We start from the raw sequence: 23,190 nt of genomic DNA, 5'->3' as shown, positions 1-23,190 counted from the left end.
CACCTCATGTTCAGGCAAGGGTCACCGCCAGCGTCGCGGCGACCGCGAGGACGGCGCCGAAGACCATGGTCAGGGCGTAGCTACGGCCGAATCCGGTCTGCGTCAGGCGCAGCGACTCCGAGCTGCGGCGCACACCGAGCGCGATGCCGTTGACGATCCCGTCCACCGCCCGGCTGTCCACGACGGCGAGCGCGCGGACCAGCACCTGGCCGGGCCGCATGAACGCCGCCTCGTTGAGGGCGTCGCCGTAGAGGTCCCGCCGTGCGGCCACCGTCACGAAGGAGCCGGCGGGCTGTTCCCGCGGTACGGACGCGCGGGCGTAGCGCATCCACGCGTAGCCGACCCCGACGATCAGCAGGGCCAACGCGGCGAGCCCCACGGGGTCGAGCAGCATGTGCGCCAGGTCGAAGTGGCCGACCTCAGCGCCGGTCGCGGGAGCGAGGAACTCGGCGAACCGGTAGCCGTAGACCAGCAGTCCGCCCAGTGCCACGGACCCGAGGGCCAGCACGATCATCGGCCAGGTCATGGTGCGCGGCGACTCGTGGGGGTGGGCGTCCTCGGCCCACCGGCGCTCCCCGAAGAAGGTGAGGAACATGATGCGCGACATGTAGAACGCCGTCAGTCCGGCACCGATCAGGGTCGCCGCGCCGAGCGCGTAGCCGGTGGTGGCGCCGCCGGGGAGGGAGTCGGCGCCGAAGGCGGCCGCCATGATCCCTTCCTTGGTCCACCAGCCGGACAGGAAGGGGACACCGATGATCGCCAGGTAGCCCAGGCCGAACGTCGCGAAGGTGACGGGCATCTTGCCGCGTAGCCCGCCGTACTTCCGCATGTCGACCTCGTCGTTCATGCCGTGCATGACCGAGCCGGCACCGAGGAACAGGCCGGCCTTGAAGAAGCCGTGGGTCACCAGGTGGGCGATGGCGTAGACGTAGCCGATCGGCCCGAGTCCCGCCGCCAGGATCATGTAGCCGATCTGGCTCATCGTCGAACCGGCCAGGGCCTTCTTGATGTCGTCCTTGGCGCAGCCGATGACGGCACCGGCCAGCAGGGTGACCGCACCGACGATGGCCACGGTGAGTTGGGCCGCCGGAGCGAGCTCGAAGATGGGGCCCGAGCGGACGATGAGGTACACACCGGCCGTGACCATGGTCGCCGCGTGGATCAGGGCGGAGACGGGGGTGGGGCCCTCCATCGCGTCCAGCAACCAGGACTGCAGTGGGAGCTGTGCCGACTTACCGCAGGCCGCCAGGAGCAGGAGCAGTCCGATCGCCGTGGTCATCGCGCTCGAGGCGGATCCCGCCTCGCTGAACACCGGGGTGAAGGCGACCGTGCCGAATGTGGTGAACATCAGCATCATCGCCAACAGCAGGCCCATGTCGCCGACCCGGTTGACGAGGAACGCCTTCTTCGCCGCCACCGCCGCGGACGGCTTGAACTGCCAGAACCCGATGAGCAGGTAGGACGCGAGCCCGACCCCTTCCCAGCCCAGGAAGAGCAGGGCGTAGTTGTCGGCGAGCACCAGGATGAGCATCGCGGCGACGAAGAGGTTGAGGTATCCGAAGAACCGGCGACGGCCCGCGTCCTCGGCCATGTAGCCAACGGAGTAGATGTGGATAAGGGATCCCACTCCGGTGATCAGGAGGACGAAGCTGATGGACAGCGGGTCGATGAGGAGATCCACACCGATCGACAGTGTGCCGACCGAGATCCACTCGTAGACCGTCACCGCGATCTCGCGGTTGTCGGGGGTGCGGCCCAGCAGCTCGACCAGGTAGGTCACGGCGAGCGCGAAGCTGGCGACGGGCGTCGCCACTCCGAGCCAGTGGCCCCAGGAGTCGGTGCGGCGGCCACCGAGCAGGAGCACGGCGGCGCCGACGAGCGGCAGGGCGATCAGAAGCCAGGCTGAGGTCTCGTTCACAAGCTGTCCCTCAGTGCTTGAGCAGGTTGGCGTCGTCGATCGACGCCGACCTGCGGGTCCGGAAGATCTGCATGATGATCGCCAGGCCCACGACGACCTCCGCGGCGGCGACCACCATCACGAAGAAGGCCATGACCTGGCCCTCGATCGTCCCGTGCATGCGGGCGAAGCTGACGAACGCCAGGTTGCACGCGTTGAGCATGAGCTCGACGCACATGAAGACGATGATCGCGTTGCGGCGTACCAGGACACCGACGGCACCGATCGTGAACAGGATCGCTGCGAGCACGATGTAGTTGATGGGGTCCATCGGCTACTGGTCCCTCCGCTCGGTGCCTGCGTCGTCGGGGCCGTCCCCGTCGGCGGCGTCACCGCCACCGTCGGTGCCCTCGACGTCGCCGGTGGTGTCCGCACCATCGGTGGCCGTGCTGTCGTGGTCCGAGCTACCGGGGTCCGGAGCGTCGCCGGGGGGTGATCCTGATCCTGGGTCACGGTCGCCCACGTCGGGCTCCTCGGTGGGCTCGTCCCGGGGGCCGACCTCGCCCAGCGGTTCCTGACGCCGTTCCTCCCGGGCCGCGAGGACCGGGTTGACCGCGAGGTCCGACGGGGTGCCGTCGGGTAGGAGGGCGGGGGTGTCGATCGCGTTGTGACGCGCGAAGGTACCCGGCCCGGGCAGGGGTGTGGGGTGGCCGCTGCGCACCCGCGCCTTGGACATGTCCCGCTGGCTGCGGCGACGCAGGCGCTCGGTGTGTGCGAGGACCAGGGCCCCGAGCACCGCGACGATCAGGAGCGCCCCGGTGGCCTCGAAGGCGATCACGTAGCGGTGGAACAGTTCCGTGGCGAGCCACGGAACGTTGCCCCCAGCCTCCTCTGTGCCGGCGGCGAGGCCGGCTGGATCCCCCAGCACCGCCCGGGTCAGGCCGTAGACCACGGCGCCCAGGATGAGAACCGCGAGGATCCCCGTCATCACGCGTTGGCCGCGGATGGTCTCGACCAGGGAGTCGGCCGAGCCGACGCCCACGAGCATGACCACGAACAGGAACAGCATCAGCACAGCGCCGGTGTAGACGACGATCTGCACCACCATCAGGAACGGTGCCTGCTGGATGCCGTAGAACACGGCCAGGGTGATCATCACGACGGCGAGCATGAGGGCCGAGTGGACCGCCCGTCGGGAGATCACGACCCCGATCGCGGCGGCGACCGCTATCACGCCGAGGATCCAGAACGCCGCGGTCTCGCCACCGGAGATCGGCCCGCCACCCATGGCGGTGCTCGCGAGCTGGAAGGGTTGGTTGGTACTCACTGCGCGACCCTGCCGTCCCTGACATTGCCGTCACTGTCGGAGCCACTCCCGGCCGGGCCCCGTTCGCGCCCCATCGAGTAGTAGTCCGCTTCGTCGTCGCCCAACCGCATGGGGTGCGGCGGGGCCTCCATCCCCTCCCGCAGGGGGGCGAGGAGCTGTTCCTTGGTCCAGATGAGGCTCTCGCGGTTGTCGTCGGCGAGCTCGTACTCGTTCGTCATGGTCAGAGCACGGGTCGGGCACGCCTCGATACACAGGCCGCAGAGAATGCACCGGAGGTAGTTGATCTGGTACACCCGGCCGTAGCGTTCTCCGGGGGAGTACCTCTCGTCCTCGGTGTTGTCGCCGCCCTCGACGTAGATGGCGTCGGCGGGACACGCCCAGGCGCACAGTTCGCAGCCGATGCACTTCTCCAGACCGTCGGGCCAGCGGTTGAGCTGGTGTCGGCCGTGGAACCGGGGCATGGTGGCCCGCTTATCCTCCGGGTACTGCTCGGTCACCACCTTCTTGAACATCGCGTGGAAGGTGACCCCGAAACCCTTGACGGGATTCAAGAAGTCAAGCACCAGTGACCTCCTTGCGTCGCTCCTGCGCGGGCGTGGCGGACTCCGCGTCCACGCTGTTGCCGTAGTGCGGCGCGCTCTTGGGCGGCGTGGGGAAACCGCCGTACGTCGGGTCGCTGCGCAGCGCCTCGTCCTCCGCGCTCACCCGCGCCGCCTCGCGTTCCCGCTCCCGCTCCGCTGCGTTGGACCAGAGCATCATCACTCCGCCCACGGCGATCACCATGCCGATGACGACCGCGGCGACGACGGGAAGGGTCACGTCGTCGTTGCGCATCTGGCGCATGACGGCGATCGCCACGATCCACACCAACTGGATCGGGATCAGGATCTTCCAGCCGAGCTTCATAAGCTGGTCGTAGCGGACGCGCGGCAGGGAGCCGCGCAGCCAGATGAAGAGGAACAGTACGGCGGCCAGCTTGACCATGAACCACAGGAGCGGCCACCACCCCTCGTTGGCGCCGGCCCACACCGCCGTGAGCGGCGGAGGGGCGTGGTACCCCCCGAGGAACAGCGTGACCGCCAGCGCGGACACGGTCACCATGTTGATGTACTCGGCGATGAAGAACATCGCGAACTTCAGGGACGAGTACTCGGTGTGGAACCCACCGACGATCTCGCCCTCACCCTCGGCGAGGTCGAAGGGGAGCCGGTTCGTCTCCCCCACCATGGTGATCAGGTAGATGACGAACGAGGGGAGCAGCAGGATCGCGAACCACGACGGCGCCCACACCTCGTTGCCGAACAGGGACATCGTGTTCCCGCCCGCCTGGGCCTCGACGATCCCGGAGGTCGTCATGGTGCCGGCGAACATGAACACGGCCACGAACGACAGCCCCATGGCGATCTCGTAGCTGATCACCTGGGCCGAGGAACGCAGACCCCCGAGCAGGGCGTACGGGGATCCCGACGCCCAGCCGCCCAGCACGATCCCGTAGACGCCGATCGACGCGGTCGCGAGCACGACCAGCACACCGACGGGCAGATCGGTGAGCTGGAGGTGGGTCTCGTGGCCGAAGATGTTGACCTGTGGGCCGAACGGCACCACCGACAGCGCCATGAAGGCGGGGATCATCGCGATGACCGGCGCGAGGATGTAGATGACCTTGTTCACCTTGGTGGGAACCAGGTCCTCCTTCAGCGCCAGCTTGATGCCGTCCGCGAGGGTCTGCAGCAGACCGAACGGACCGTGCCGGTTGGGGCCGGGGCGCCGCTGCATCCGGCCCAGGACACGCCGCTCCGCCCAGATCAGCAGCAGCGCCGCCAGGATGCAGAAGACGAAGATGGCGAGCGCCTTACCGCCGACCAGCCACCAGGGGTCGTTGCCGAACCCCCGGAGGTGCGGGTCGGTGTCGGCGAGGAGGACTCCCGCCATGGGACTCAGGCTCATGACGCACTCCCGCTGAGTGAGACGACGGACCCGTTGGAGGCCCGGAGATCCCGCCGCACCGCGCACCCCTCAGCGTTGGTGGGAAGCCACACCACACGGTCGGGCATGTCGGTGAGGGCGACCGGCAGCGTCACCGACCCGTTGTCGGTGCTCACGCGTAGCTCGTCTCCGGCGCCGACGCCCACCTCGGCCGCGGTCGCGGCCGAGAGCCGCGCCACGGGTGACCGGGCCGTCCCGGCGAGGAACGGTTCCCCGTCCTGCATCCGGCCGGCGTCCAGGAGTTCGGCCCAGGTGGCCAGCAGCGCCTGACCGGCCTCCGGTGTGGCGACTCCGGCGCGCTGGGTGGACGGCGACTCCGGACGCGTCCCGTCCCAGGCGGCCAGCTCGTCGAGCTCCCGGCGGGCCGCGTCGGGGTCCGGCAGACCGAGGTGTGCGTCCATCTCGTCGGCGATCGCCGCCAGGACCCGCTGGTCGGGCAGGAGGCCCGGCTTGTCCAGCGCCGCGTCGAAGGGTCGGGGGCGTCCTTCCCAGTCGAGGAAGACGCCTTCCTTCTCCGAGACCGCGGCGACCGGGAACACCACGTCCGCGCGGTCGGTGACGTTGCTGGCGCGCTGTTCCAGGCTGACGATGAGGGGGACCCGGGCCAGGGCGGCGCGGGCCCGCTCGGGGTCGGGCAGGTCGTCCAGGTCGACCCCGGCGATGACCAGGGCGTCGAGGTCGCCCGCCTCCGCGGCGGCGAGGATCGCGTCGGTGTCCCGCCCCGGCGTCTCCGGAAGGCGCGCGACGGACCACGCGCGCGCCACCTCGGCGCGCGCGGTGGCGTCGGTGACCGGGCGGCCGCCGGGCAGGAGGGTGGGCAGGGCACCGGCCTCCAGCGCTCCCCGCTCACCCGCGCGCCGCGGCACCCACCCCAGCTTCGCGCCGGTGGCACCGGCGAGGCCGGCGGCGGCCGACAGGGCGCCGGGGACCTCGGCGAGTCGCTCTCCCACCAGGATGACGCTGGTTCCGTCGGACAGGTTGCGCGAGGCCTCGGCCAGTGCCTCGTCCTCGTGGTGCGGGGTCGCGGCGAGCGTGGCGAGGATCTCCGCCTCGTCCCCGGGGCGGGCCGAGAGCAGTGTCCCCCCGGTCTTGAGCAGCCCCGAGCTGGCGTGCGTCCCCAGGGAGAACACCCGCAGTCCGCGGTTGCGCATCGCCTTGCGCAGGCGGAGGAACACCATCGGGGACTCGTCCTCGGGCTCGAACCCCGCGAGGAGGACCGTGTCCGCGCGCTCGAGGTCGGAGTAGGTGACGTTCAGGGCGCGGCCCGCGACGTGGGCCGCGAGGAACTCCGTCTCCTCCGCGCTGTGGGGCCGGGCGCGCATGTCGATGTCGTTGGTGCGTAGGGCGACCCGCGCGAACTTGGAGTAGGCGTAGGCGTCCTCGATGCTGAGCCTGCCGCCGACCAGGACACCGACGCGGTTGGGGCCCTTGTCGCGCGCGGCGGCGAGACCCTGGGCCGCGACCGTCTGCGCGTGCGGCCAGGCGGCGGTCTCCAACGCGCCGCTCTGGGGGTCACGGACGAGCGGACGGCTCAGCCGGTCCCGCCGGGTCGCGTAGGTGAAGGCCCACCGGCCCTTGTCACAGTTCCACTCCTCGTTGACCTCGGGGTCCTCACCCGCGAGGCGCCGGGTGACCTTGCCCCGCCGGTGGTCGGTGCGCAGGGAGCACCCCGAGGCGCAGTGTTCGCAGGCGGTGGAGGTGGACACCTGGTCGAAGGGGCGGGCGCGGAACCGGTAGGCGGCTCCGGTCAGCGCGCCGACCGGGCAGATCTGCACGGTGTTGCCGGAGAAGTAGGACTGGAACGGTTCCCCCTCGGCGATGCCGACCTGCTCGTCGGCCCCCCGTTCGAGCAGCTCGATGAAGGGGTCACCCGCGATCTGCTCGGAGAACCGCGTGCAACGCGCGCACTGGATGCAGCGTTCCCGGTCGAGCAGCACCTCGGTGGAGAGCGGGATCGGCTTGGGGAAGGTCCGCTTGACGTCGACGAACTGGGTCTCGCCCTGTCCGTTGGCCATCGCCTGGTTCTGCAGCGGGCACTCGCCGCCCTTGTCACAGACGGGGCAGTCCAGCGGGTGGTTGATCAGGAGGAACTCCATGATCCCGCGCTGGGCCTTCTCGGCGACCTGGGACGTCGCCTGCGTCTGGACGACCATGCCGTCCATCACGGAGATGGTGCAGGACGCCTGCGGTTTGGGCATCGCCCGGCCGTTGCCGGCGTCGGGAATGTCCACCAGGCACTGCCGGCACGCGCCGACGGGGTCCAGCAGCGGATGGTCGCAGAAGCGCGGGATCTCGATCCCGAGCTGCTCGGCCGCGCGGATCAACAGCGTCCCCTTGGGGACCTGGATCTGGAAGCCGTCGATGGTGACGGTGACCAGGTCCTCGGGCGGGACGTCGGGCAGGCCACCACCCGTGGACGTGTTGCTCGTGACGGTCATCGGCCTCACCTCTCCGCTTTCACCAGATCGTCGGCCCAGCGGGTCGTGCGCTCGTAGGGGAACAGCTCCCAGGCGGGGGTGTGCGTCCCGGCGAGGAACTCCTCCCGGAAGTACTTGACGCCGGACATGACCGGGCTGGTCGCCCCGTCACCGAGGGCACAGAAGGCGCGACCGAGGAGGTTGTCGCAGATGTCGAGCAGCTTGTCGACGTCCTCCTCCGTCCCCTTACCGGCCTCGATCCGGCGCAGGACCTGCACCATCCAGAAGTTGCCCTCCCGGCACGGGGTGCACTTGCCGCAGGACTCGTGGGCGTAGAACTCGATCCATCCGCGTACGGCCCGCACGACGGACGTGGTTTCGTCGAAGATCTGCAGCGCGCGGGTTCCCAGCATCGATCCGGCCGCGCCGACCGACTCGAAGTCGAGCGGCACGTCGATGTGCTCGGCGGTGAGGATCGGGGTCGAGGAACCACCCGGCGTCCAGAACTTCAGTTCGTGTCCGGCGCGGATCCCTCCCGCCATGTCCAGGAGTTCGGCGAGGGTGATGCCCAGCGGGGCCTCGTACTGCCCGGGCCGGGTCACGTGCCCGGAGAGCGAGAAGAACCCGAAGCCGGACGACTTCTCGGTTCCCATGGACGAGAACCACTCGGCCCCCTTGTCCACGATCGCCGGGACGCTGGCCACCGACTCGACGTTGTTCACCACGGTCGGCGACGCGTACAGGCCCTCCACCGCGGGGAACGGCGGCTTGAGCCGCGGCTGGCCCCGGTATCCCTCGAGGGAGTCCAGGAGCGCGGTCTCCTCACCACAGATGTAGGCGCCGGCACCGGAGTGCACGACGACGTCTAGGTCGAAGCCGGTGCCATGGATGTCGGTGCCGAGGTGTCCGGCGGCGTAGGCCTCCGCGACCGCCTCGTGCAGCCGGCGGATCACGTGCAGGACCTCGCCACGCACGTAGATGAACGCCTTGTGGCACCGGATCGCGTAGGACGTGATCGCGATCCCCTCGATCAGGGAGTGCGGGTTGGCCAGCAGCAGCGGAATGTCCTTGCAGGTGCCGGGCTCGGACTCGTCGGCGTTGACGACCAGGTAGCGCGGCTTGGGGTTGTCCTTGGGCAGGAACCCCCACTTCATGCCGGTGGGGAATCCCGCGCCGCCACGGCCGCGGAGCCCAGCCGACTTGACCAGGTCCACCAGCGCGTCGGGTTCCATCGCCAGCGCGCTGCGGAGTCCCCGGTACCCCCCGGTCTCGGTGTAGGAGTCGATCCGGAAGGAGTCAGGGCGGTCCCAGTTGGCCGAGAGAATCGGTGTCAAGGAGGTCATCGTGGGTCCTCCGGTGTGGTCGAGGGGTTCGTCGCGGGCGGCTCCGGCGCGGCCCAGCCGCGGGCCCGGGCCACGCGCAGGCCGGCGAGGGACGGCTCCCCCGCCTGGGTGCCCTCGGTGGCCTTCCCGTCGGGGAAGCCGGCGAGGACCCGTGAGGCCTCACGGAAGGTGCACACGCCGTTGGGGCCGCGCGTGGGACGCACCGGGGCGTCGTCGCGGAGGTCGTCCACCAGACGTTTGGCCGACTCCGGCGTCTGGTTGTCGAAGAACTCCCAGTTGACCATCACCACCGGCGCGAAGTCGCAGGCCGCGTTGCACTCCACGTGCTCGACCGAGACCTTCCCGTCCGGGGTCGGCTCGTCGGCGGCGACGTCGAGGTGGTCCTTGAGGCCGGCCAGGATCTCGTCTCCGCCCATGACCGCGCACAACGTGTTGGTGCACACCCCCACGTGGTACTCGCCGACCGGGCGGCGCTTGTACATGGTGTAGAAGGTGGCGACCGCGGTCACCTCCGCCTTGGTGAGTCCGAGCATCTCGGCGCAGAAGGCGATTCCGTCGTTGCTGACGAATCCCTCCTCCGCCTGGACGAGATGCAGGAGGGGCAGCAGCGCGGAACGCGACTGCGGGTAGCGGGCGATGATCTCCGTCGCGTCGGCGGAGAGCCGCTCCCGCGCCTCGGCGGACAGTCCGCCGTCCTCGCGGTCCTGACCGGTCACGCCGGATCCGTTCACGCTCACCGGTCCACGCCTCCCATCACGGGGTCGATACTGGCCACCGCGGCGATGACGTCGGCGACGGCGCCGCCTTCGCACATCGCGGCGATGGTCTGCAGGTGGGTGAAGGACGGGTCCCGGAAGTGCACGCGGAAGGGACGGGTTCCCCCGTCACTCACGGCGACGCAGCCGAGCTCGCCCTTCGGGCTCTCGATGGCCGAGTAGACCCGCCCGGGCGGCACCCGGAAGCCCTCGGTCACCAACTTGAAGTGGTGGATGAGCGCCTCCATCGAGCCGCTCATGATGTGGGCGATGTGGTCCGGCGAGTTGCCCATCCCGTCGGGGCCGATCGTGAGCTGGGCGGGCCACCCGATCTTCGCGTCCTGGATCATGACGGGCTGGGACTTCAGCCCCTCCAGCCGGTCCAGGCACTGCTCGATGATGCCGAGCGACTGCTCCATCTCCGCGATCCGGACTCGGTAGCGGGCGTAGACGTCGCACCCCTCGGAGACGGGCACGTCGAACTCGTAGTTCTCGTATCCGCAGTAGGGCTGGGCCTTGCGCAGGTCCCAGCCGAGGCCGGCGGCACGTACCACGGGGCCGGTGACGCCGAGGGCCATGCAGCCGGTGAGGTCGAGGTGGGCGACGTCGCGGGTCCGCCCGAGGTACAGCGGGTTCTCGTCCAACAGCTTGCGCATGTCGCGGATCCGCTGCGGCATGATCTTGAGGAACTCGCGGATCTTCCCGCTGGACCCGCTGGGCAGGTCCTGCGCCACACCGCCGGGGCGCACGTAGGCGTGGTTCATCCGCAGGCCGGTGATCATCTCGAAGATGTCCAGGACCATCTCGCGTTCCCGGAATCCGTTGAGCATCACGGTGGAGGCCCCGAGCTCGAGGCCGAAGGTCGCGATCGCCACGAAGTGCGAGGAGATCCTGTTGAGCTCCATCATCAGCACGCGGATGACCGTGGCCCGTTCGGGGACCTCGTCGGTGATGCCCAGCAGTTTCTCGACCGCGAGACAGTACGCCGTCTCGTTGAAGAGCGGCATCACGTAGTCCATGCGGGTGCAGAACGTGGAGCCCTGGGTCCAGGTGCGGAACTCCATGTTCTTCTCGATGCCGGTGTGCAGGTAGCCGATACCGGCACGCGCGTCGGTGACGGTCTCGCCGTCCAGGGTGAGGATCAGGCGCAGCACCCCGTGGGTGGAGGGGTGCTGTGGCCCCATGTTGATGACGAGGCGGTCGGTGTCGGGTTCGCGGGCCGCCGCCGCGACCTCGTCCCAGTCCGCGCCCACCGCGTTGAACACGCGTTCCCGCGCGTCCTCGGAGGTGTGGGGGTCGCCGGTGTGGGTGGTCATGAGTACGACCTCCGCTGGTCGGGCGGGGGAACCTTCGCCCCGCGGTACTCCACGGGAATCCCGCCCAGTGGGTAGTCCTTGCGCTGGGGGTGCCCCTGCCAGTCGTCGGGCATCTCGATGCGGGTCAACGCCGGATGTCCGTCGAAGATGATGCCGAAGAAGTCCCAGGCCTCACGCTCGTGCCAGTCGTTGGTGGGATAGATGTCCACCACGGAGGGCACGTGCGGGTCGGAGTCGGGACAGGTGGTCTCCACCCGCAGCAGACGGTTGTGGGTGATCGACCGCAGGTGGTAGAGCGCGTGCAGCTCACGCCCGGTGTCGTCGGGGTAGTGGACCCCGGTGACGCCCAGGCAGAGTTCGAACCGCAGCGCGGGGTCGTCGCGCAGCGCGCTGACGACGGCCCGCAGCGCCTCCCGCGGCACGTGGAAGGTCAGCTCGCCTCGGTCGACCTCCACCCGCTCCACCAGGTCGGCGATGGGACGGCCGTCGGCCTCCAGGGCCGCCTCGAGCGCGTCGGCGAGCACGTCGAAGGAGGCGGTTCGCGGGTCGTCGGGGTCACGGTAGGGGCGACCGCTGCGGGGCGGAGGGCTCTCGCGCACCAGCAGCCGGCCGTAGCCAGAGGTGTCTCCGGTGGTGTTGGCCCCGAACATTCCCCGCCGCCGCACGCGCGCCTCCAGGCGACGCTGCCCGGCTACCTCGGGGAGGTTCTCCTCCGGCTCCTGGTCCGCCTGGTCCCGCTGCCCGTGCTCGTCCTCCGACGGCTCCTCGGCCGGTTTCCGGTCAGTCATGCTGGGCTCCGCCACGCTGGTCAATCAAGGGGAGGGTACGTAGCTGGCGCTCCTCGAGCTCGTCGATCTGTCGCTCGCGATGCGCGCCGAGTTTGGTGTTCTGGATCTGGTCGTGCAGCTTGACGATGGCGTCGATCAGCATTTCCGGACGCGGGGGGCACCCGGGTAGGTAGACATCGACCGGGACGACGTGGTCGACCCCCTGGACGATGGCGTAGTTGTTGAACATGCCTCCACTGGACGCGCACACGCCCATGGAGATGACCCACTTGGGGTCGGCCATCTGGTCGTAGATCTGGCGTAGCACGGGCGCCATCTTCTGACTGACCCGCCCCGCGACGATCATGAGGTCGGCCTGGCGTGGAGTGGCCGACGCGCGCTCCATACCGAAACGCGCGAGGTCGAACCGCGGTCCACCGGTGGCCATCACCTCGATCGCGCAGCACGCCAACCCGAAGGTCGCGGGCCACACCGAGGCGCGTCTCGCCGCTCCGACGATCTGCTCGACGGTTGTCAGCAGGACACCGCTCGGGAGCTTCTCCTCAACACCCATCCCGGTCCCCTTTCGCACTCATCAGTCCCACTCCAGTCCGCCGCGGCGCCATTCGTAGGCGTAGGCGATCGACACGTTCACCAGGAAGAGCACCATCGCGAACAACCCGAACCAGCCGAGAGCGTCGAAATGGACCGCCCACGGATAGAGGAAGATGATCTCGATGTCGAAGACGATGAAAAGCATCGCCGTCAGGTAGTACTTGACGGTGAAACGCCCGCCGCCGGCCGGCTGCGGAGTGGGGTCGATCCCGCACTCGTAGGCGTCGAGTTTCGCCCTGTTGTATCGCTTGGGCCCGGCCATCTGTGCGGCCAACAGGGATACGACCCCGAATGCCGCCGCGAGGCCACCCAGCACAAGGATGGGTGTGTACAGCTCCATTTGCCCGCTGGTCCCCTCTGTGTCGGACTCTCACGCGTCAGGCGGCCGGGGCCAGCCTGGACAATCCGTTGATGACCCGGTCCATCGCGTCCCCTTCGTGCGGGTCGGTCAGATTCGCCAGGAGCTTCAGCGCGAAACGCATCAGTGTCCGCTGCCGCAGCCCGTACCGCGCCGCGAGCCGCATGAACTCCGGCTGACCGATAACGGTGACGAAATGTCGTCCCAAGGTGAAGTAGCCGCCGTAGGACGACCGCAGGATTCGCGGATAGGCCCGCAGTAGCTGTTCGCGCGCCTGGGTCGTGGCCGCCGCGTGGGCGTCGGTCACGACCTCGGCCGCGACAGCACCCGCTTCCATCGCATAGGCGATCCCCTCACCGTTGAACGGATTGATCATTCCCCCGGCATCGCCGACGAGTAGCAGGCCGCGTGCGTAGTGCGGTGTGCGGTTGAACCCCATCGGCAGCGCGGAGCCGCGAATGGGTCCCTGCTGGTTCTCCTCGGTGAAACCCCATTCCTCGGGCATACTCCGGGTCCACCGTCGCAGCAGCGATCGGTAGTCCACTCGCCCGAAGGAACGCGTGGAGTTGAGGATGCCCAGCCCCACGTTGCTCGTGCCGTCGCCCACCCCGAAGACCCAGCCGTAGCCGGGCAGCAGGGTTTCTCGCGACGATGTCGTGTCCCAGAGCTCCAGCCACGACTCCAAGTGGTCGTCGTTGTGGCGAGGACTGGTGAAGTACGTACGCAGGGCCACGCCGAGTGGGCGGTCGTCGCGCTTGCGTACGCCCATCGTCACGGCCAGGCGGGAGGAGTTGCCGTCCGCGGCGACCACCAGCGGCGCCCGGAACTCCATGGGCTCCCGTTCCCGCCCCTCCGCGCGCACCCCGACGATGCGGTTGGTGCGGTCGTCGACGATGGGGGCCCGGACGTTGGTTCCCTGCCGAATTCGGGCGCCGGCGGCTTGGGCGTGGCGGGCGACGGTCTCGTCGAGCCCCCGACGGACCCGCATGAGGCCGAAATTGGGGAAATCCGCCAGTTCGGGCCACGGGAGTTCCAGACGAGCACCGCCACCGATGACGCGCAGTCCGCGGTTGCGAATCCACTCAGAGCCGGAGAAATCCACACCCAACTTGTGAAGCTGCTTCACCCCTCTGGGCGTGAGCCCGTCACCGCACACCTTTTCGCGCGGGAACGTCGACTTCTCACAGACAAGAACGTCGAGACCCGCACGCGCCAAATAGTGCGCCGTGGCCGCGCCAGCGGGACCGGCGCCGACGACAATTACGTCGGCGGACTCCCCACGCTTTTCGCCGGAGCGCGCGGCCGCGGGGTGCGCGGTGTCGCCCATTGCGGGATCCTGCCCATCGTGGCCGTTCAGAGGGATATGGCATACACAGGTGCGCTTGTGAAGCACTTCACAAGCATTGCTTCCGCAGTGTAGACCGTTACCCCCGCCACAAGCGAACCCGGGGCTGGTAACCGATATTTATGCAGGCATGGGAATTAAGCGGACATATCGGTCACGGACGGCGCACGGGTCCGTCGATACTCGACCGATGTCCGGGTTGACTCCGCGCACTAGTCCGTGGGGCGGTATCCACGGTGCAACGCCACGGACCCGAAGGTGAGGTCGCGCCACGCGACCCTCTCCCATCCAACCTTGCCCAGGTGTGACGCCAACGCGGGTTGGTTCGGCCAGGCCATGATCGACTCCGGGAGGTACTCGTAGGCCTCCGGATTCGGGGTGAGACGCCGCGCGATCAACGGAATGCCGGCGAGAAGGTACCGGCTGTAGACGACGTCGAGAATTCGTGACCGGGGATGGCTGAACTCGCAGACGATGAGCCGACCGCCCGGCTTGGTGACGCGGAGTAGCTCCCCCAGCGCGTGGTCGACGTCGGCGACGTTGCGAAGTCCGAACGAAATCGTGACCGCGTCGAACGTCCGGTCCGCGAACGGGAGGTGGAGGGCGTCCCCCGCGACACAGGTGACCCCCGATCGGGAGGCACCACCGCGCCGCCGCGCGCCGACCTCGAGCATGCCCAGCGAGAAGTCGCAGGCGATCACCCGGGCGCCGTCGCGGGCGAAGCTCTCGGAGGAGGTTCCGGTTCCGGCCGCGAGGTCGAGTACGAGTTCACCACTGACGGCGGCGAGCTCCCGCGCGAGCGTCTGGCGCCACACGCGGTCCTGCCCGAGCGACAGCACGTCGTTGAGCAGGTCGTACCGCTCGGCGAGCTGGTCGAACATCGTCGAGACGGCGTGCGGGTCCTTGTCGAGGTCAGCGCGGCTCATGGTCCCCAGAGTAAGCGGTGGACGACGACGTGGTGTCGTCGACCCACGGGTCAGGTCCCGTGTCCCTGGGGACGGAGATCCGGCGAACGGGGATGTGATCTAGGGCTTGGGTGTATCGTGTGCCGCACTCGGAGAGCTCCCCGTCTCCGGGGTCTGCGACTCAGGGACCTCAGCGGCGGACTCGGACGTGGTCTCGGGGCCACGGGAGTTGGTGTCCGCGACGGGGTCCTCTTTCGCCGCCGCCTCGTCGAGGCGTTGGCCGACCCCCCTGAGTCGACTGATCCTTTCGACAATAGAACGCGACATCGCGTCCCGCTGTCCGGCGAGCAGCACATAGCTGGCGAGTCCACTGATCACCAGAGCGATCACGAGACCCACCACACCGCGACCACCGAGCATGTAAACGAGACCGAAGGCGGCCACGAACAGCAGCAGCCGCGCGCCCGTGTAAGTGATAACGCTTCGCAACTCTAATCGCCCTCACAGCGGCAGGAGACAGGGGTGTACTGGGTCGACTCCCACCGTACCCGCGCCTGCGGACCTGGGATGATGGGGGTCGCCGCTCGGCGCCGCCGGTCGGCGCGCGATGAAATAGCTGTCACCCTCGGCGATCATTACGGTCGAATCACATTGGGGACTTCTTGGACTTCATACGTCGTTTTTTGCGAAAACCGGGCAGGAAACGGACGTACTAATGCACACTAGTACCCAGTGACACGCCGGCCACCCATGGAAGGCTTCCGAAGGGGGAAAAGGTGGAAAGCACGAGCGAGCGTCTCCTGACGCCCGGCGAAGTGGCATCACTATTCCGGGTTGATCCCAAAACGGTGACGCGCTGGGCCGCGTCCGGACGGATCAGCAGCATCCGTACCCCGGGGGGACATCGACGCTTTCGTGAATCCGAGGTCCACGCGCTCCTGCACGGGGAGGCTCCGGACCTGGCTCGCTGACGGGTGGTGGACCACCTGCCGACCACCCGACCGAAGCGTGGCACCGGCGGATAGGCTGGTCCTATGGTATTGGTCGGAGTCGCCCTCGCCCTCGCCGCGGTCGTGCTGTGGGTCTATTCCCTTTTTGATGCCCTGACCACGCCCTCCACCGAGGTACGCACCCTCCCGAAGTTGGCGTGGGTGGCCGTGATCGTGCTCCTGCTCCAGATCGGCGCGCTGCTGTGGCTGTTCTTCGGTCGCCCCCGCGTGCTGGCGACGAGCAACGCCGCCCCCACCGCCGGGCCCGCCAGCGGGACACCCTCCAGCCCGAAGCCCACCGGGGGCACACAGCGGGGCGGAGGGCCCATTGGACCGGACGACGACCCCGACTTCCTGCGCGACATCAATCGGCGGATCAACCCCGAGGACTGACCGCCCCCAGGACCGGATGTCGGGGAGAGTGGGCACCACCAACCTCCGTGTCCGGCCTCGGCGGCCCGGTCGAGAGGCTTCGCGAGCCGGCAGGGTCAGGGGGATCCGCCGCCACCGACACGCGCGCCCCCTGGTGGACACCCGTCGGTGTCCACCAGGGGGCGCGTCGCGTGTCAGGCCCTAGGCGTAGGAGTGCAGTCCGGAGAACAGATAGTTCACCGCGAAGAAGTTGAACATGAGGCACGCGAATCCGGCCAGGCTGATCCACGCCGACTTCGGTCCGCGCCAACCGGCCGTCGCGCGCGCGTGGAGGTAGGCCGCGTAGACGATCCAGGTGATGAAGGACCAGACCTCCTTCGGGTCCCATCCCCAGAACCGTCCCCACGCCTCGTCCGCCCAGACGGAGCCCGCGATGATCGCGAACGTCCACAGCGGGAAGGCGAAGATCACCAGTCGGTGCCCGACCTTGTCCAGCAGCTCGGAGCTCGGGAGGCGGGCCGCGATCCCGGTCACGACCTCACCCCGCGCCTGGCGGGCCTCGGTGCGGTACGACAGCAGGTAGGTGATGGTCGCGGAGCCGGCGACCATGAACGCGCCGGTGGCGACGATGGCCGCGGAGACGTGGATCGCGATCCAGTAGGAGTGCAGTGCCGGAACAAGGGGGCCGGGCTCCGCGTACAGCCACCGCACCGCGATCCCCAGGAGCAGGACGACCGGGACCATGACGAAGGCCCCGAGGTAGCGCGCCTGGTGTCGGATGGCGATGTAGAGGAACGCGCCCACCGAGCACAGGCAGATGGCGACGACGAACTCGAACATGTTGCCCCAAGGCCAACGGTCCGCCGCGACACCACGGGCGACGATCTGCCCGAGGTTGAAGACGAAGCCGAGGATGGTCAGCCCCAGCGCCACCAGGCCCAGGACGTGCCGCGGCGCGGACGTCGGCTTCTCCGGCTCGCGCAGGTTCACCTCCAGCCCGTCGTCGCTGGCGCCCGCGGTGACGAGGGTGCGCTGCTTCAGGCGTTGCTGTCGGCCGACCGCGGCCTCGATCGCGAAGAAGAACAACGCCGCGGCATAGGCGACGATCATCGCGATGACCAGGACGTCGCTGAGACTCGCCGCCCCGGGATTCTCAGCCATCAAAAATGAATCCACGACCTATTCCTTATCCGTCCGCTGTCCCGTTCGGCGCTGAAGCTCTCGGGTCATCTCGTGGAACTCGTCCGCCGCACCGTCGCCCGTACGTTCCAGCCCCCCGATCTCGACCACGGTCTGTCCCGTGGCGTCGCGTCGCGCGCGTACCCAGCAGCGTCGCGGTCGCACCAGGAACATCACCAGTAGGCCCGCGACGGCCGCCGAGGCGGCGACGAGCGCGGGAATCCGTCCCGGGTCACTGTTCACCTGGAGCGTCATGAACGGGCGGAAACCCGTGAAGGTCACCGATCCCTGTTCGTCCGGCAGGTCCCAGGTGTCCCCCAGTTCCAGGACCGGTGACTCCCCGATCGACTCCATCTGGGAGGCGTAGAGCCGGTACACGGACTGGGGTTCACCCGAGTCCAGGCCGAGGTCGCCAACATACGCCTCCATCGAGACAGCCGGGTCGCGGGCCTCGGGGAAGGTGGAGACCAACTCACCGTCGCCCCCCTCCCCGGCGGTCGGCGCGAACTCGACGACGAACCCGAGCTGGTCCGGGTCGGCGTCGGGGACCTTGAGCACACCGTCGGACATGTAGGTGAACTCGTCACGCAGGAGGAACGGCACGGGCTGGTCGTAGACCAGTTCACCGCGGGAGTCGCGGACCTCGAACTCGGGGGCGTACCCGGTGCCCAGGAGGTAGACCTGTGTGCCGTCCACACTCAGCGGATCGTTCACCTTGAGGACGTGCTCCCCCTCCTCGGCGTCGGGGGCGGCGCGGTAGCGCACCTGCCCCTCGAAGTCCGCGGCCTGGCCGGTGACCGGGCCCTCGTCGTGGAACTCCGCCGTGAAGTCGTCGAGCCACATGGTGAACGGCGCGAGGTGCTCCGGCTCGGTCAGACTGCCGGGGAAGTAGTTGTCGTAGGAGGTGACCGCGTTGGCGAATCCGTCGCCCTCCACGACGAGGGTGTTGCCGCGGTAGCCGAACAGCGACCCCATCGCCAAGGCGAGGAGTAGTCCGACCAGCGACATGTGGAACACGAGGTTGCCGGTCTCCCGGAGGTATCCGCGTTCGGCGGCGACCCAGCGTGTGGTCGGCCGGGTCTCGGACGTCGCGTCGTCGTCCTCCTCGTCTCCGGTGTCCCCGGCCGTTCGCCCCTCCGGGGACTCGTCGCCGCCGGAATCCACCCGGTAGCCACGCAGCAACCGCCGGGCCTCGGCCTCGACCCGTTCCGGGGGCTCCGACGTGGTGAACCGCGCCGAGTACGGCAGGCGGGAGAACACCTTGGGGGTCTTCGGCGGGCGGGAGCGCATGGCCTGGAAGTGCTTGGCCATCCGCGGCAGCACACAGCCCACCAGGGAGACGAACAGCAGCAGGTAGATCGCCGCGAACCACGGCGAGGAGTAGACGTCGAAGAGGTAGAACCTCTCCAGCCACGGCGCGAGGTCCGGGTTGTCGAGGTAGTAGTTCTGGACCTGCTCCACGCTCACTTCTCGCTGGGGCAGGATCGAGCCGGGAATGGCGGCGAGGGCGAGGAGGAACAGCAGGATGAGAGCCGTCCGCATGGACGTCAGGCTGTTCCAGATCCACCGGGCCCAGCCACGGAGGGACAGGGCCGGTGGGGTGGATGTCGGTGGTCGCGTTCCGCCGGACGCGGCGTCGGCCGAATCGGGCGTGGTCGTCGGTGTCGATGTCACGTCAAATCGCCGTCGTGAAGGTCGCGGCCCATCCTTGGGCCAGAGCGGTGAATTCCGTCCAGAGTCCCGTGACCAGGGCTAGACCGAGGGCGATCATGATGCCCCCGCCGATCCTCATCACCGTACGGTAGTGGCGCTTCATCACGTCGAAGGTGCGCACCGCCCGCCCGTAGGCGATCGCGGCGGCGACGAACGGCAGTCCCAGTCCCGCGCAGTAGAACAGGGCGAGCGCGGCGCCGCGCATCGCGCTGCCCTCGGTGAAGGCGAGCGTCTGCACCGCGGCCAGGGTGGGTCCGATGCAGGGCGTCCATCCGAGGCCGAACAGCACGCCCAGGAGGGGGGCGCCCACGAACCCCGCCGCCGGACGATGGTGGATACGCAGGTCACGGGCGAACCCCGGTAGTACCCCCATGAAGGAGAGCCCGAGCAGGATGGTCATGACGCCGAGCACGCGGCTGATCGGATCGGCGTAGTCCAGCAGCACCCCGCCGACTCCGCCGATGAACGCCCCGGCGGCCATGAACACTACGGTGAAGCCGCCGATGAAGAGCAGACTTCCCACCAGCATTGGTGCCCGGCGCGGTGAGATGTCCGCGGGGCGGGTGGCGGTACGCGCGCTTCCCGCGCCCGCTCCGTCCTTCACCGCCGTCGCCGAGTCGGACGCCGCACCGTCCGCGGATGAGGACGGGCGGGAGGAACCCCGTGCCGCCTCCGTGCCCGACATGCCCGCCACGTAGGACAGGTATCCGGGTGCCAGCGGCAGGATGCACGGGGAGAAGAAGGACACGACTCCGGCCGCGAAGGCCAGGGGGGCGGCCAGCAGCACCGACCCCGTGAGCACGGTCTCCGTCAGGCTCACGAGGAGGACTCCCCTTCGTCGAGAACGGGTTCCACGAGGTCGGTCAGGGTGGTGTAGTCGACCTGACCGATGACCCTGCCGGCGATCCGCCCCTCCCGGTCCAGGATCAGCGTGCTGGGGATCGCCTGTGGTGGCACCGTGTCCCGGAACGCCTGCGGCACCTGGCCCGGCTGGTCGAACAGGCTCGGGTAAGCGAGATCGAAGGACTCGGCGAACTGGTTGGCCGCGGTCTCGTTGTCCTTGATGTTGACCCCGAGGATGTTGAGGCCGTCGTCACCGTACTCGGTCAGCACCTCGTCCAGGACAGGCTTCTCCGCCCGGCAGGGCGCGCACCAGCTCGCCCAGAAGTTGACGACGAGGACCTCGCCGGCGTAGTCGTCGAGCGCGACCGGTTCCCCGTCGAGTGACTCTCCGCTGACATCGGGAGCGTCGACGCGTTCGTCGATGTCGAACGCCGTCGCGGCCCCGTCGCCCTCCACGTATCGCGTGTCGCTGGCGGCGCTCTGCGCGTCGTCGGTCCCCCCGCAGCCCGCCAGGAGCAACGCACAGGAGACAGCGACGACGGAAAGGACCTTGCGCCCGGAGGCGCCATGCAGGGACGACATAAGGAGAGATCCCAGTTCGGAGGCAGTCTGGCCAGTCAACGACAAAGTGTAGTAGTCACGTCCGGAGGACCGGATTCAGCCCCCCGAGTGCGGTTTGACCTGCGGTGACACCCGAGAGCTCGGCTTCGGATCACCCCTTCGACCCGTGGGTGCCTCACTCGGCACCCACCGCGCCCCCGAGGGGGAGGTGGGCCCGCGACAGGGCAGCACGGGCCCACGATATGGGGGTACACCGGCAGGACTGGGAAACGGACACGACTGGTCGCTCCGCCGCTGGTATACCGGGGAGACCTCCGGAGTGGGGTGGGAGGCCCGACCCGGTTCCCGAATCGGGACGGGCCTCCCGGCAGGAGGAGGTCCGGCGCCAACCCGAAACGGCGGGCCTCCTCCTGGGGTCCGCCGCGGTTGTTCCCGTCCAGCCGCGGCGGGTGGGGAGGCCCGATTCCCCCTCGAAGTTGGGCCTCCCCAGTGGAAGCCGCTACGGCCGGTCCAGCGGCCACAGCGGGTGGTGCGGGCGGGGAGGCTCCGTCTCCCTCGTGCTTGAGCCTCCCCGTGGGGCCGTCGCGGTGTCCACGCGACGACAGTGTGGGTTCAGGGACGTGGGCGCGCGGACCCGGTCCGTTCGCGCCCTGCGGGGCGCCGTCTTCCGCGAAGTCGGCACCGAGCACCACGGGTGACGGGGCCGCTCCGCACCGGAGTGAGGCTCGACCGGATCGAGGTCCCGCCGATGCACCGCAAGCTACACCCGTGACTCCATGATCACCAGGGGTAACGCGACGTGATTTCGCTCCGGCCGATCCTGCCCGACCTGGGGAGCTCGTAGCGCGAGGCGACGCCGTTCGCGCGCGGACGAACAGCGCACGGCTGTTCGCCCGCGGGGCGAGGCGCGTCCCTCGTCGTCCCGCGATTGGCGCACCAGTGCCAGGCGCGGGCAACGGTGCGTAGAACGCACGCGAATTCACATACCGCCGCCGCGGTCGAAGGAAAAACTTCGGGAGCCCACGAACCCGAAGGGGGTCTGGTCGGTACCGCGGGCCGGAATCCCGGTGACTCGGCGGGCGGAACCGTGGGGACTACTGGGTCTTTACAGCCCCGCCACGCGCGAGTAATTTCGGCTTACCGCTGCCTGCCTTGCTACTACCCCGCCTCGACGAACGCCTCACGTAGATAGTCATGTACGGCACGCTCCGGCACCCGGTAGGAGCGCCCCACCCGAATCGCGGGGAGTGCGCCGGAGTGAACCATTCGATACACGGTCATCTTCGAAACACGCATGATCGTGGCCACCTCGGCCACGGTCAGGAATTGAATCTCTTCCAGAGGAGCCTTACTCCCACTCATTCGACGCCCTCATTTCCGGACGTGAGTGCTGCCGTCCCTGCCTTCTGCCCCACGCGGCGAATCCCCGTTCTGTCCGGGGTTGAAACATCCCGACGTTAGGGATCCCCCGGCCCACGCCGCGCTTGTGTGTTGTGCGGTCACTACTTCCACGTCCGTCTTCAGGCTAAGTCGCGGTTCACGCCATTGAAAGACTGGATTGCCTGTCCCGATGGCTACATCGAGGTACGAACTCTCTCCTGAGTCCCGTAGGTTCGACCGGACGACCGTAATTCGCCGAGAACCAGGGTCAGATGCCCACGGCGCCGCTCGCGGACGTCGCTCCCCCGGCACCCACCGCGTCGGTGAGCCGGTCAGCGACGTAGCTGGCCAGCGGCGCGTAGCGTTCCGTGTCGTAGCCGTCGTCCAGCGGGACGCAGGTGTGCACCTTGTCCTCCGCGGCGGCCACGAACAAGGCCGGGTCGTTGCAGTCCGCGATACACACGACCTCGATCCCCGCCTCCGCCGCGGCACCGGCGAACGCGTGGTCGGCGACGACCAGGTCGGGTCGCTCCTCACCACAGGCGGCGATCATCGCGTGCATCCCGTCGGGGTGATGGCTGTGAATGGGCGCCGAACCGTCGCTGACGTACCCGACACCGTGCTGCCACTCCACCACCCGCCGCAGCCGCCCTCGGTCGCTGCGCACCTCGTAGGTCGCCCCCAGAGCCGGCGTGATGGCGTTGGCGCCGGCCGCCACCGCCACCGACCGCCACCGCCGGTAGGTGTGCAGGAGGTTCGCGGGGTGGCCGGTGGCGAAGAGCACGCGTTCCCGTCGACGCGCCGCCACGGCCAACCGGTCGGCGACGGCCTCGAGACCGTCCGCGGTCCGGTCCGGGTCGATCGTGTCCATACCGCGGAGGTAGTGCTCGTCGGCGATCACGCCGCAGTTCTTGGACATGAGGGCGAGGATCTCGCGGGGGGACCAGGCGCGCCTGAAGGTCAGCCCGAACTGGTAGTACGGGATCCCCTCCGCGAGCTTGCGGTAGCTGCGCAGGTTGCTCTCCCGGGGGGTGTCCACCTGGCCGGCGATCCCCGTGTGGACCAGGTAGCGCACCAGTTCCGTCCGTGTCGGCGCCGGTGGGTCCCCTGTGGGCATCAGAT

The 23,190-nt window shown here is 68.9% G+C and carries 23 protein-coding genes; 2 read left to right on the top strand and 21 right to left on the bottom strand.

Going from position 1 to position 23,190, the window contains the following annotated elements:
* Positions 1-10: 10 nt before the first annotated feature.
* The 15 genes from nuoL to J4H86_RS19385 all read right to left on the bottom strand — a co-directional run bounded on the left by nuoL (position 11) and on the right by J4H86_RS19385 (position 15,520).
* Complete coding sequence (gene nuoL, locus J4H86_RS19455) at positions 11-1,918, bottom strand: NADH-quinone oxidoreductase subunit L (RefSeq protein ID WP_236539309.1); 1,908 nt, start codon at positions 1,916-1,918, stop codon at positions 11-13.
* 10 nt (positions 1,919-1,928) lie between these two features.
* Positions 1,929-2,228 carry an NADH-quinone oxidoreductase subunit NuoK gene (gene nuoK / locus J4H86_RS19450; RefSeq protein WP_236539308.1) on the bottom strand — a complete coding sequence of 100 codons (300 nt, stop codon included), beginning with the start codon at positions 2,226-2,228 and terminating at the stop codon, positions 1,929-1,931.
* A 3-nt stretch (positions 2,229-2,231) separates the two neighbouring features.
* Entirely contained in the window at positions 2,232-3,224 is a 993-nt protein-coding gene (locus J4H86_RS19445) for an NADH-quinone oxidoreductase subunit J (RefSeq protein ID WP_394356396.1), read from the bottom strand.
* Positions 3,221-3,787 (bottom strand): NADH-quinone oxidoreductase subunit NuoI, encoded by a 567-nt coding sequence (gene nuoI, locus J4H86_RS19440; protein WP_236539307.1) that lies wholly within the window; start codon positions 3,785-3,787, stop codon positions 3,221-3,223. Before nuoI ends, J4H86_RS19445 begins: the two co-directional genes overlap by 4 nt.
* Positions 3,780-5,171, bottom strand: a complete 1,392-nt coding sequence (gene nuoH, locus J4H86_RS19435) for an NADH-quinone oxidoreductase subunit NuoH (protein ID WP_236539306.1) — start codon at positions 5,169-5,171, stop codon at positions 3,780-3,782. The genes nuoI and nuoH overlap by 8 nt, the downstream gene beginning before the upstream one ends.
* Positions 5,168-7,648, bottom strand: coding sequence for an NADH-quinone oxidoreductase subunit G (locus J4H86_RS19430; protein WP_236539305.1), 2,481 nt, complete (start codon positions 7,646-7,648; stop codon positions 5,168-5,170). The genes nuoH and J4H86_RS19430 overlap by 4 nt, the downstream gene beginning before the upstream one ends.
* A gap of 5 nt (positions 7,649-7,653) precedes the next feature.
* Complete coding sequence (gene nuoF / locus J4H86_RS19425) at positions 7,654-8,970, bottom strand: NADH-quinone oxidoreductase subunit NuoF (RefSeq protein ID WP_236539304.1); 1,317 nt, start codon at positions 8,968-8,970, stop codon at positions 7,654-7,656.
* Positions 8,967-9,686 carry an NADH-quinone oxidoreductase subunit NuoE gene (nuoE, locus tag J4H86_RS19420; protein ID WP_394356395.1) on the bottom strand — a complete coding sequence of 240 codons (720 nt, stop codon included), beginning with the start codon at positions 9,684-9,686 and terminating at the stop codon, positions 8,967-8,969. The genes nuoF and nuoE overlap by 4 nt, the downstream gene beginning before the upstream one ends.
* 17 nt (positions 9,687-9,703) lie before the next feature.
* Positions 9,704-11,041 (bottom strand): NADH-quinone oxidoreductase subunit D, encoded by a 1,338-nt coding sequence (locus tag J4H86_RS19415; RefSeq protein ID WP_236539302.1) that lies wholly within the window; start codon positions 11,039-11,041, stop codon positions 9,704-9,706.
* Entirely contained in the window at positions 11,038-11,829 is a 792-nt protein-coding gene (locus J4H86_RS19410) for an NADH-quinone oxidoreductase subunit C (protein ID WP_236539300.1), read from the bottom strand. The genes J4H86_RS19415 and J4H86_RS19410 overlap by 4 nt, the downstream gene beginning before the upstream one ends.
* The gene (locus tag J4H86_RS19405) at positions 11,822-12,382 is read right to left on the bottom strand and encodes a NuoB/complex I 20 kDa subunit family protein (protein WP_236539298.1); all 561 of its coding nucleotides are present in this window, start codon (positions 12,380-12,382) and stop codon (positions 11,822-11,824) included. Before J4H86_RS19405 ends, J4H86_RS19410 begins: the two co-directional genes overlap by 8 nt.
* Before the next feature lie 21 nt (positions 12,383-12,403).
* Positions 12,404-12,763, bottom strand: a complete 360-nt coding sequence (locus J4H86_RS19400) for an NADH-quinone oxidoreductase subunit A (RefSeq protein ID WP_236539297.1) — start codon at positions 12,761-12,763, stop codon at positions 12,404-12,406.
* A 37-nt stretch (positions 12,764-12,800) separates the two neighbouring features.
* The gene (locus tag J4H86_RS19395) at positions 12,801-14,108 is read right to left on the bottom strand and encodes a geranylgeranyl reductase family protein (RefSeq protein ID WP_236539295.1); all 1,308 of its coding nucleotides are present in this window, start codon (positions 14,106-14,108) and stop codon (positions 12,801-12,803) included.
* A 230-nt stretch (positions 14,109-14,338) separates the two neighbouring features.
* The gene (locus tag J4H86_RS19390) at positions 14,339-15,052 is read right to left on the bottom strand and encodes a demethylmenaquinone methyltransferase (protein ID WP_236539294.1); all 714 of its coding nucleotides are present in this window, start codon (positions 15,050-15,052) and stop codon (positions 14,339-14,341) included.
* 99 nt (positions 15,053-15,151) lie between these two features.
* Positions 15,152-15,520, bottom strand: a complete 369-nt coding sequence (locus J4H86_RS19385) for a DUF4229 domain-containing protein (protein WP_236539293.1) — start codon at positions 15,518-15,520, stop codon at positions 15,152-15,154.
* 287 nt (positions 15,521-15,807) lie between these two features.
* Here J4H86_RS19385 and J4H86_RS19380 point away from each other — a divergent pair, with 287 nt between their 5' ends.
* Both J4H86_RS19380 and J4H86_RS19375 read left to right on the top strand, forming a co-directional pair.
* On the top strand, positions 15,808-16,002 hold the full coding sequence (locus J4H86_RS19380; RefSeq protein WP_236539292.1) for a BldC family transcriptional regulator: 195 nt from the start codon (positions 15,808-15,810) through the stop codon (positions 16,000-16,002).
* 63 nt (positions 16,003-16,065) lie between these two features.
* Positions 16,066-16,413, top strand: coding sequence for a PLD nuclease N-terminal domain-containing protein (locus tag J4H86_RS19375; RefSeq protein WP_236539291.1), 348 nt, complete (start codon positions 16,066-16,068; stop codon positions 16,411-16,413).
* A gap of 180 nt (positions 16,414-16,593) precedes the next feature.
* Here the strand turns inward: J4H86_RS19375 and ccsB are convergent, their stop codons facing one another.
* From ccsB to J4H86_RS19345, 6 genes are all read right to left on the bottom strand, one after another.
* Positions 16,594-17,553: a c-type cytochrome biogenesis protein CcsB gene (gene ccsB, locus J4H86_RS19370; protein WP_236539290.1), complete on the bottom strand. Its 960-nt coding sequence runs from the start codon at positions 17,551-17,553 to the stop codon at positions 16,594-16,596.
* Between the two features lie 18 nt (positions 17,554-17,571).
* Complete coding sequence (gene resB, locus J4H86_RS19365) at positions 17,572-19,113, bottom strand: cytochrome c biogenesis protein ResB (protein WP_236539289.1); 1,542 nt, start codon at positions 19,111-19,113, stop codon at positions 17,572-17,574.
* Positions 19,114-19,246: 133 nt separating this feature from the next.
* Positions 19,247-20,104, bottom strand: a complete 858-nt coding sequence (locus tag J4H86_RS19360; RefSeq protein WP_236539288.1) for a cytochrome c biogenesis CcdA family protein — start codon at positions 20,102-20,104, stop codon at positions 19,247-19,249.
* Complete coding sequence (locus J4H86_RS19355; RefSeq protein ID WP_236539287.1) at positions 20,101-20,748, bottom strand: TlpA family protein disulfide reductase; 648 nt, start codon at positions 20,746-20,748, stop codon at positions 20,101-20,103. The genes J4H86_RS19360 and J4H86_RS19355 overlap by 4 nt, the downstream gene beginning before the upstream one ends.
* A 1,098-nt stretch (positions 20,749-21,846) precedes the next feature.
* Positions 21,847-22,050, bottom strand: coding sequence for a helix-turn-helix domain-containing protein (locus J4H86_RS19350; RefSeq protein WP_236539286.1), 204 nt, complete (start codon positions 22,048-22,050; stop codon positions 21,847-21,849).
* A gap of 286 nt (positions 22,051-22,336) precedes the next feature.
* Positions 22,337-23,185, bottom strand: a complete 849-nt coding sequence (locus J4H86_RS19345) for a phosphatase (protein ID WP_236539285.1) — start codon at positions 23,183-23,185, stop codon at positions 22,337-22,339.
* Positions 23,186-23,190 lie beyond the last annotated feature (5 nt).

The sequence above is a fragment of the Spiractinospora alimapuensis genome (assembly GCF_018437505.1).
Lineage (GTDB): Bacteria > Actinomycetota > Actinomycetes > Streptosporangiales > Streptosporangiaceae > Spiractinospora > Spiractinospora alimapuensis.
The sequence above is the reverse complement of the archived record's forward strand: the minus strand, read 5'-3'. Positions and strand labels throughout refer to the sequence as shown.

Excerpts from the sequence above, each read along its gene's own strand:
- nuoK (WP_236539308.1), bottom strand. The coding sequence starts at position 2,228 with ATGGACCCCATCAACTACATCGTGCTCGCAGCGATCCTGTTCACGATC.
- nuoH (WP_236539306.1), bottom strand. The coding sequence starts at position 5,171 with ATGAGCCTGAGTCCCATGGCGGGAGTCCTCCTCGCCGACACCGACCCG.
- J4H86_RS19430 (WP_236539305.1), bottom strand. The coding sequence starts at position 7,648 with ATGACCGTCACGAGCAACACGTCCACGGGTGGTGGCCTGCCCGACGTC.
- nuoF (WP_236539304.1), bottom strand. The coding sequence starts at position 8,970 with ATGACCTCCTTGACACCGATTCTCTCGGCCAACTGGGACCGCCCTGAC.
- J4H86_RS19415 (WP_236539302.1), bottom strand. The coding sequence starts at position 11,041 with ATGACCACCCACACCGGCGACCCCCACACCTCCGAGGACGCGCGGGAA.
- J4H86_RS19410 (WP_236539300.1), bottom strand. The coding sequence starts at position 11,829 with ATGACTGACCGGAAACCGGCCGAGGAGCCGTCGGAGGACGAGCACGGG.
- J4H86_RS19405 (WP_236539298.1), bottom strand. The coding sequence starts at position 12,382 with ATGGGTGTTGAGGAGAAGCTCCCGAGCGGTGTCCTGCTGACAACCGTC.
- J4H86_RS19400 (WP_236539297.1), bottom strand. The coding sequence starts at position 12,763 with ATGGAGCTGTACACACCCATCCTTGTGCTGGGTGGCCTCGCGGCGGCA.
- J4H86_RS19395 (WP_236539295.1), bottom strand. The coding sequence starts at position 14,108 with ATGGGCGACACCGCGCACCCCGCGGCCGCGCGCTCCGGCGAAAAGCGT.
- J4H86_RS19390 (WP_236539294.1), bottom strand. The coding sequence starts at position 15,052 with ATGAGCCGCGCTGACCTCGACAAGGACCCGCACGCCGTCTCGACGATG.
- J4H86_RS19375 (WP_236539291.1), top strand. The coding sequence starts at position 16,066 with ATGGTATTGGTCGGAGTCGCCCTCGCCCTCGCCGCGGTCGTGCTGTGG.
- ccsB (WP_236539290.1), bottom strand. The coding sequence starts at position 17,553 with ATGGCTGAGAATCCCGGGGCGGCGAGTCTCAGCGACGTCCTGGTCATC.
- resB (WP_236539289.1), bottom strand. The coding sequence starts at position 19,113 with ATGCGGACGGCTCTCATCCTGCTGTTCCTCCTCGCCCTCGCCGCCATT.
- J4H86_RS19350 (WP_236539286.1), bottom strand. The coding sequence starts at position 22,050 with ATGAGTGGGAGTAAGGCTCCTCTGGAAGAGATTCAATTCCTGACCGTG.
- J4H86_RS19345 (WP_236539285.1), bottom strand. The coding sequence starts at position 23,185 with ATGCCCACAGGGGACCCACCGGCGCCGACACGGACGGAACTGGTGCGC.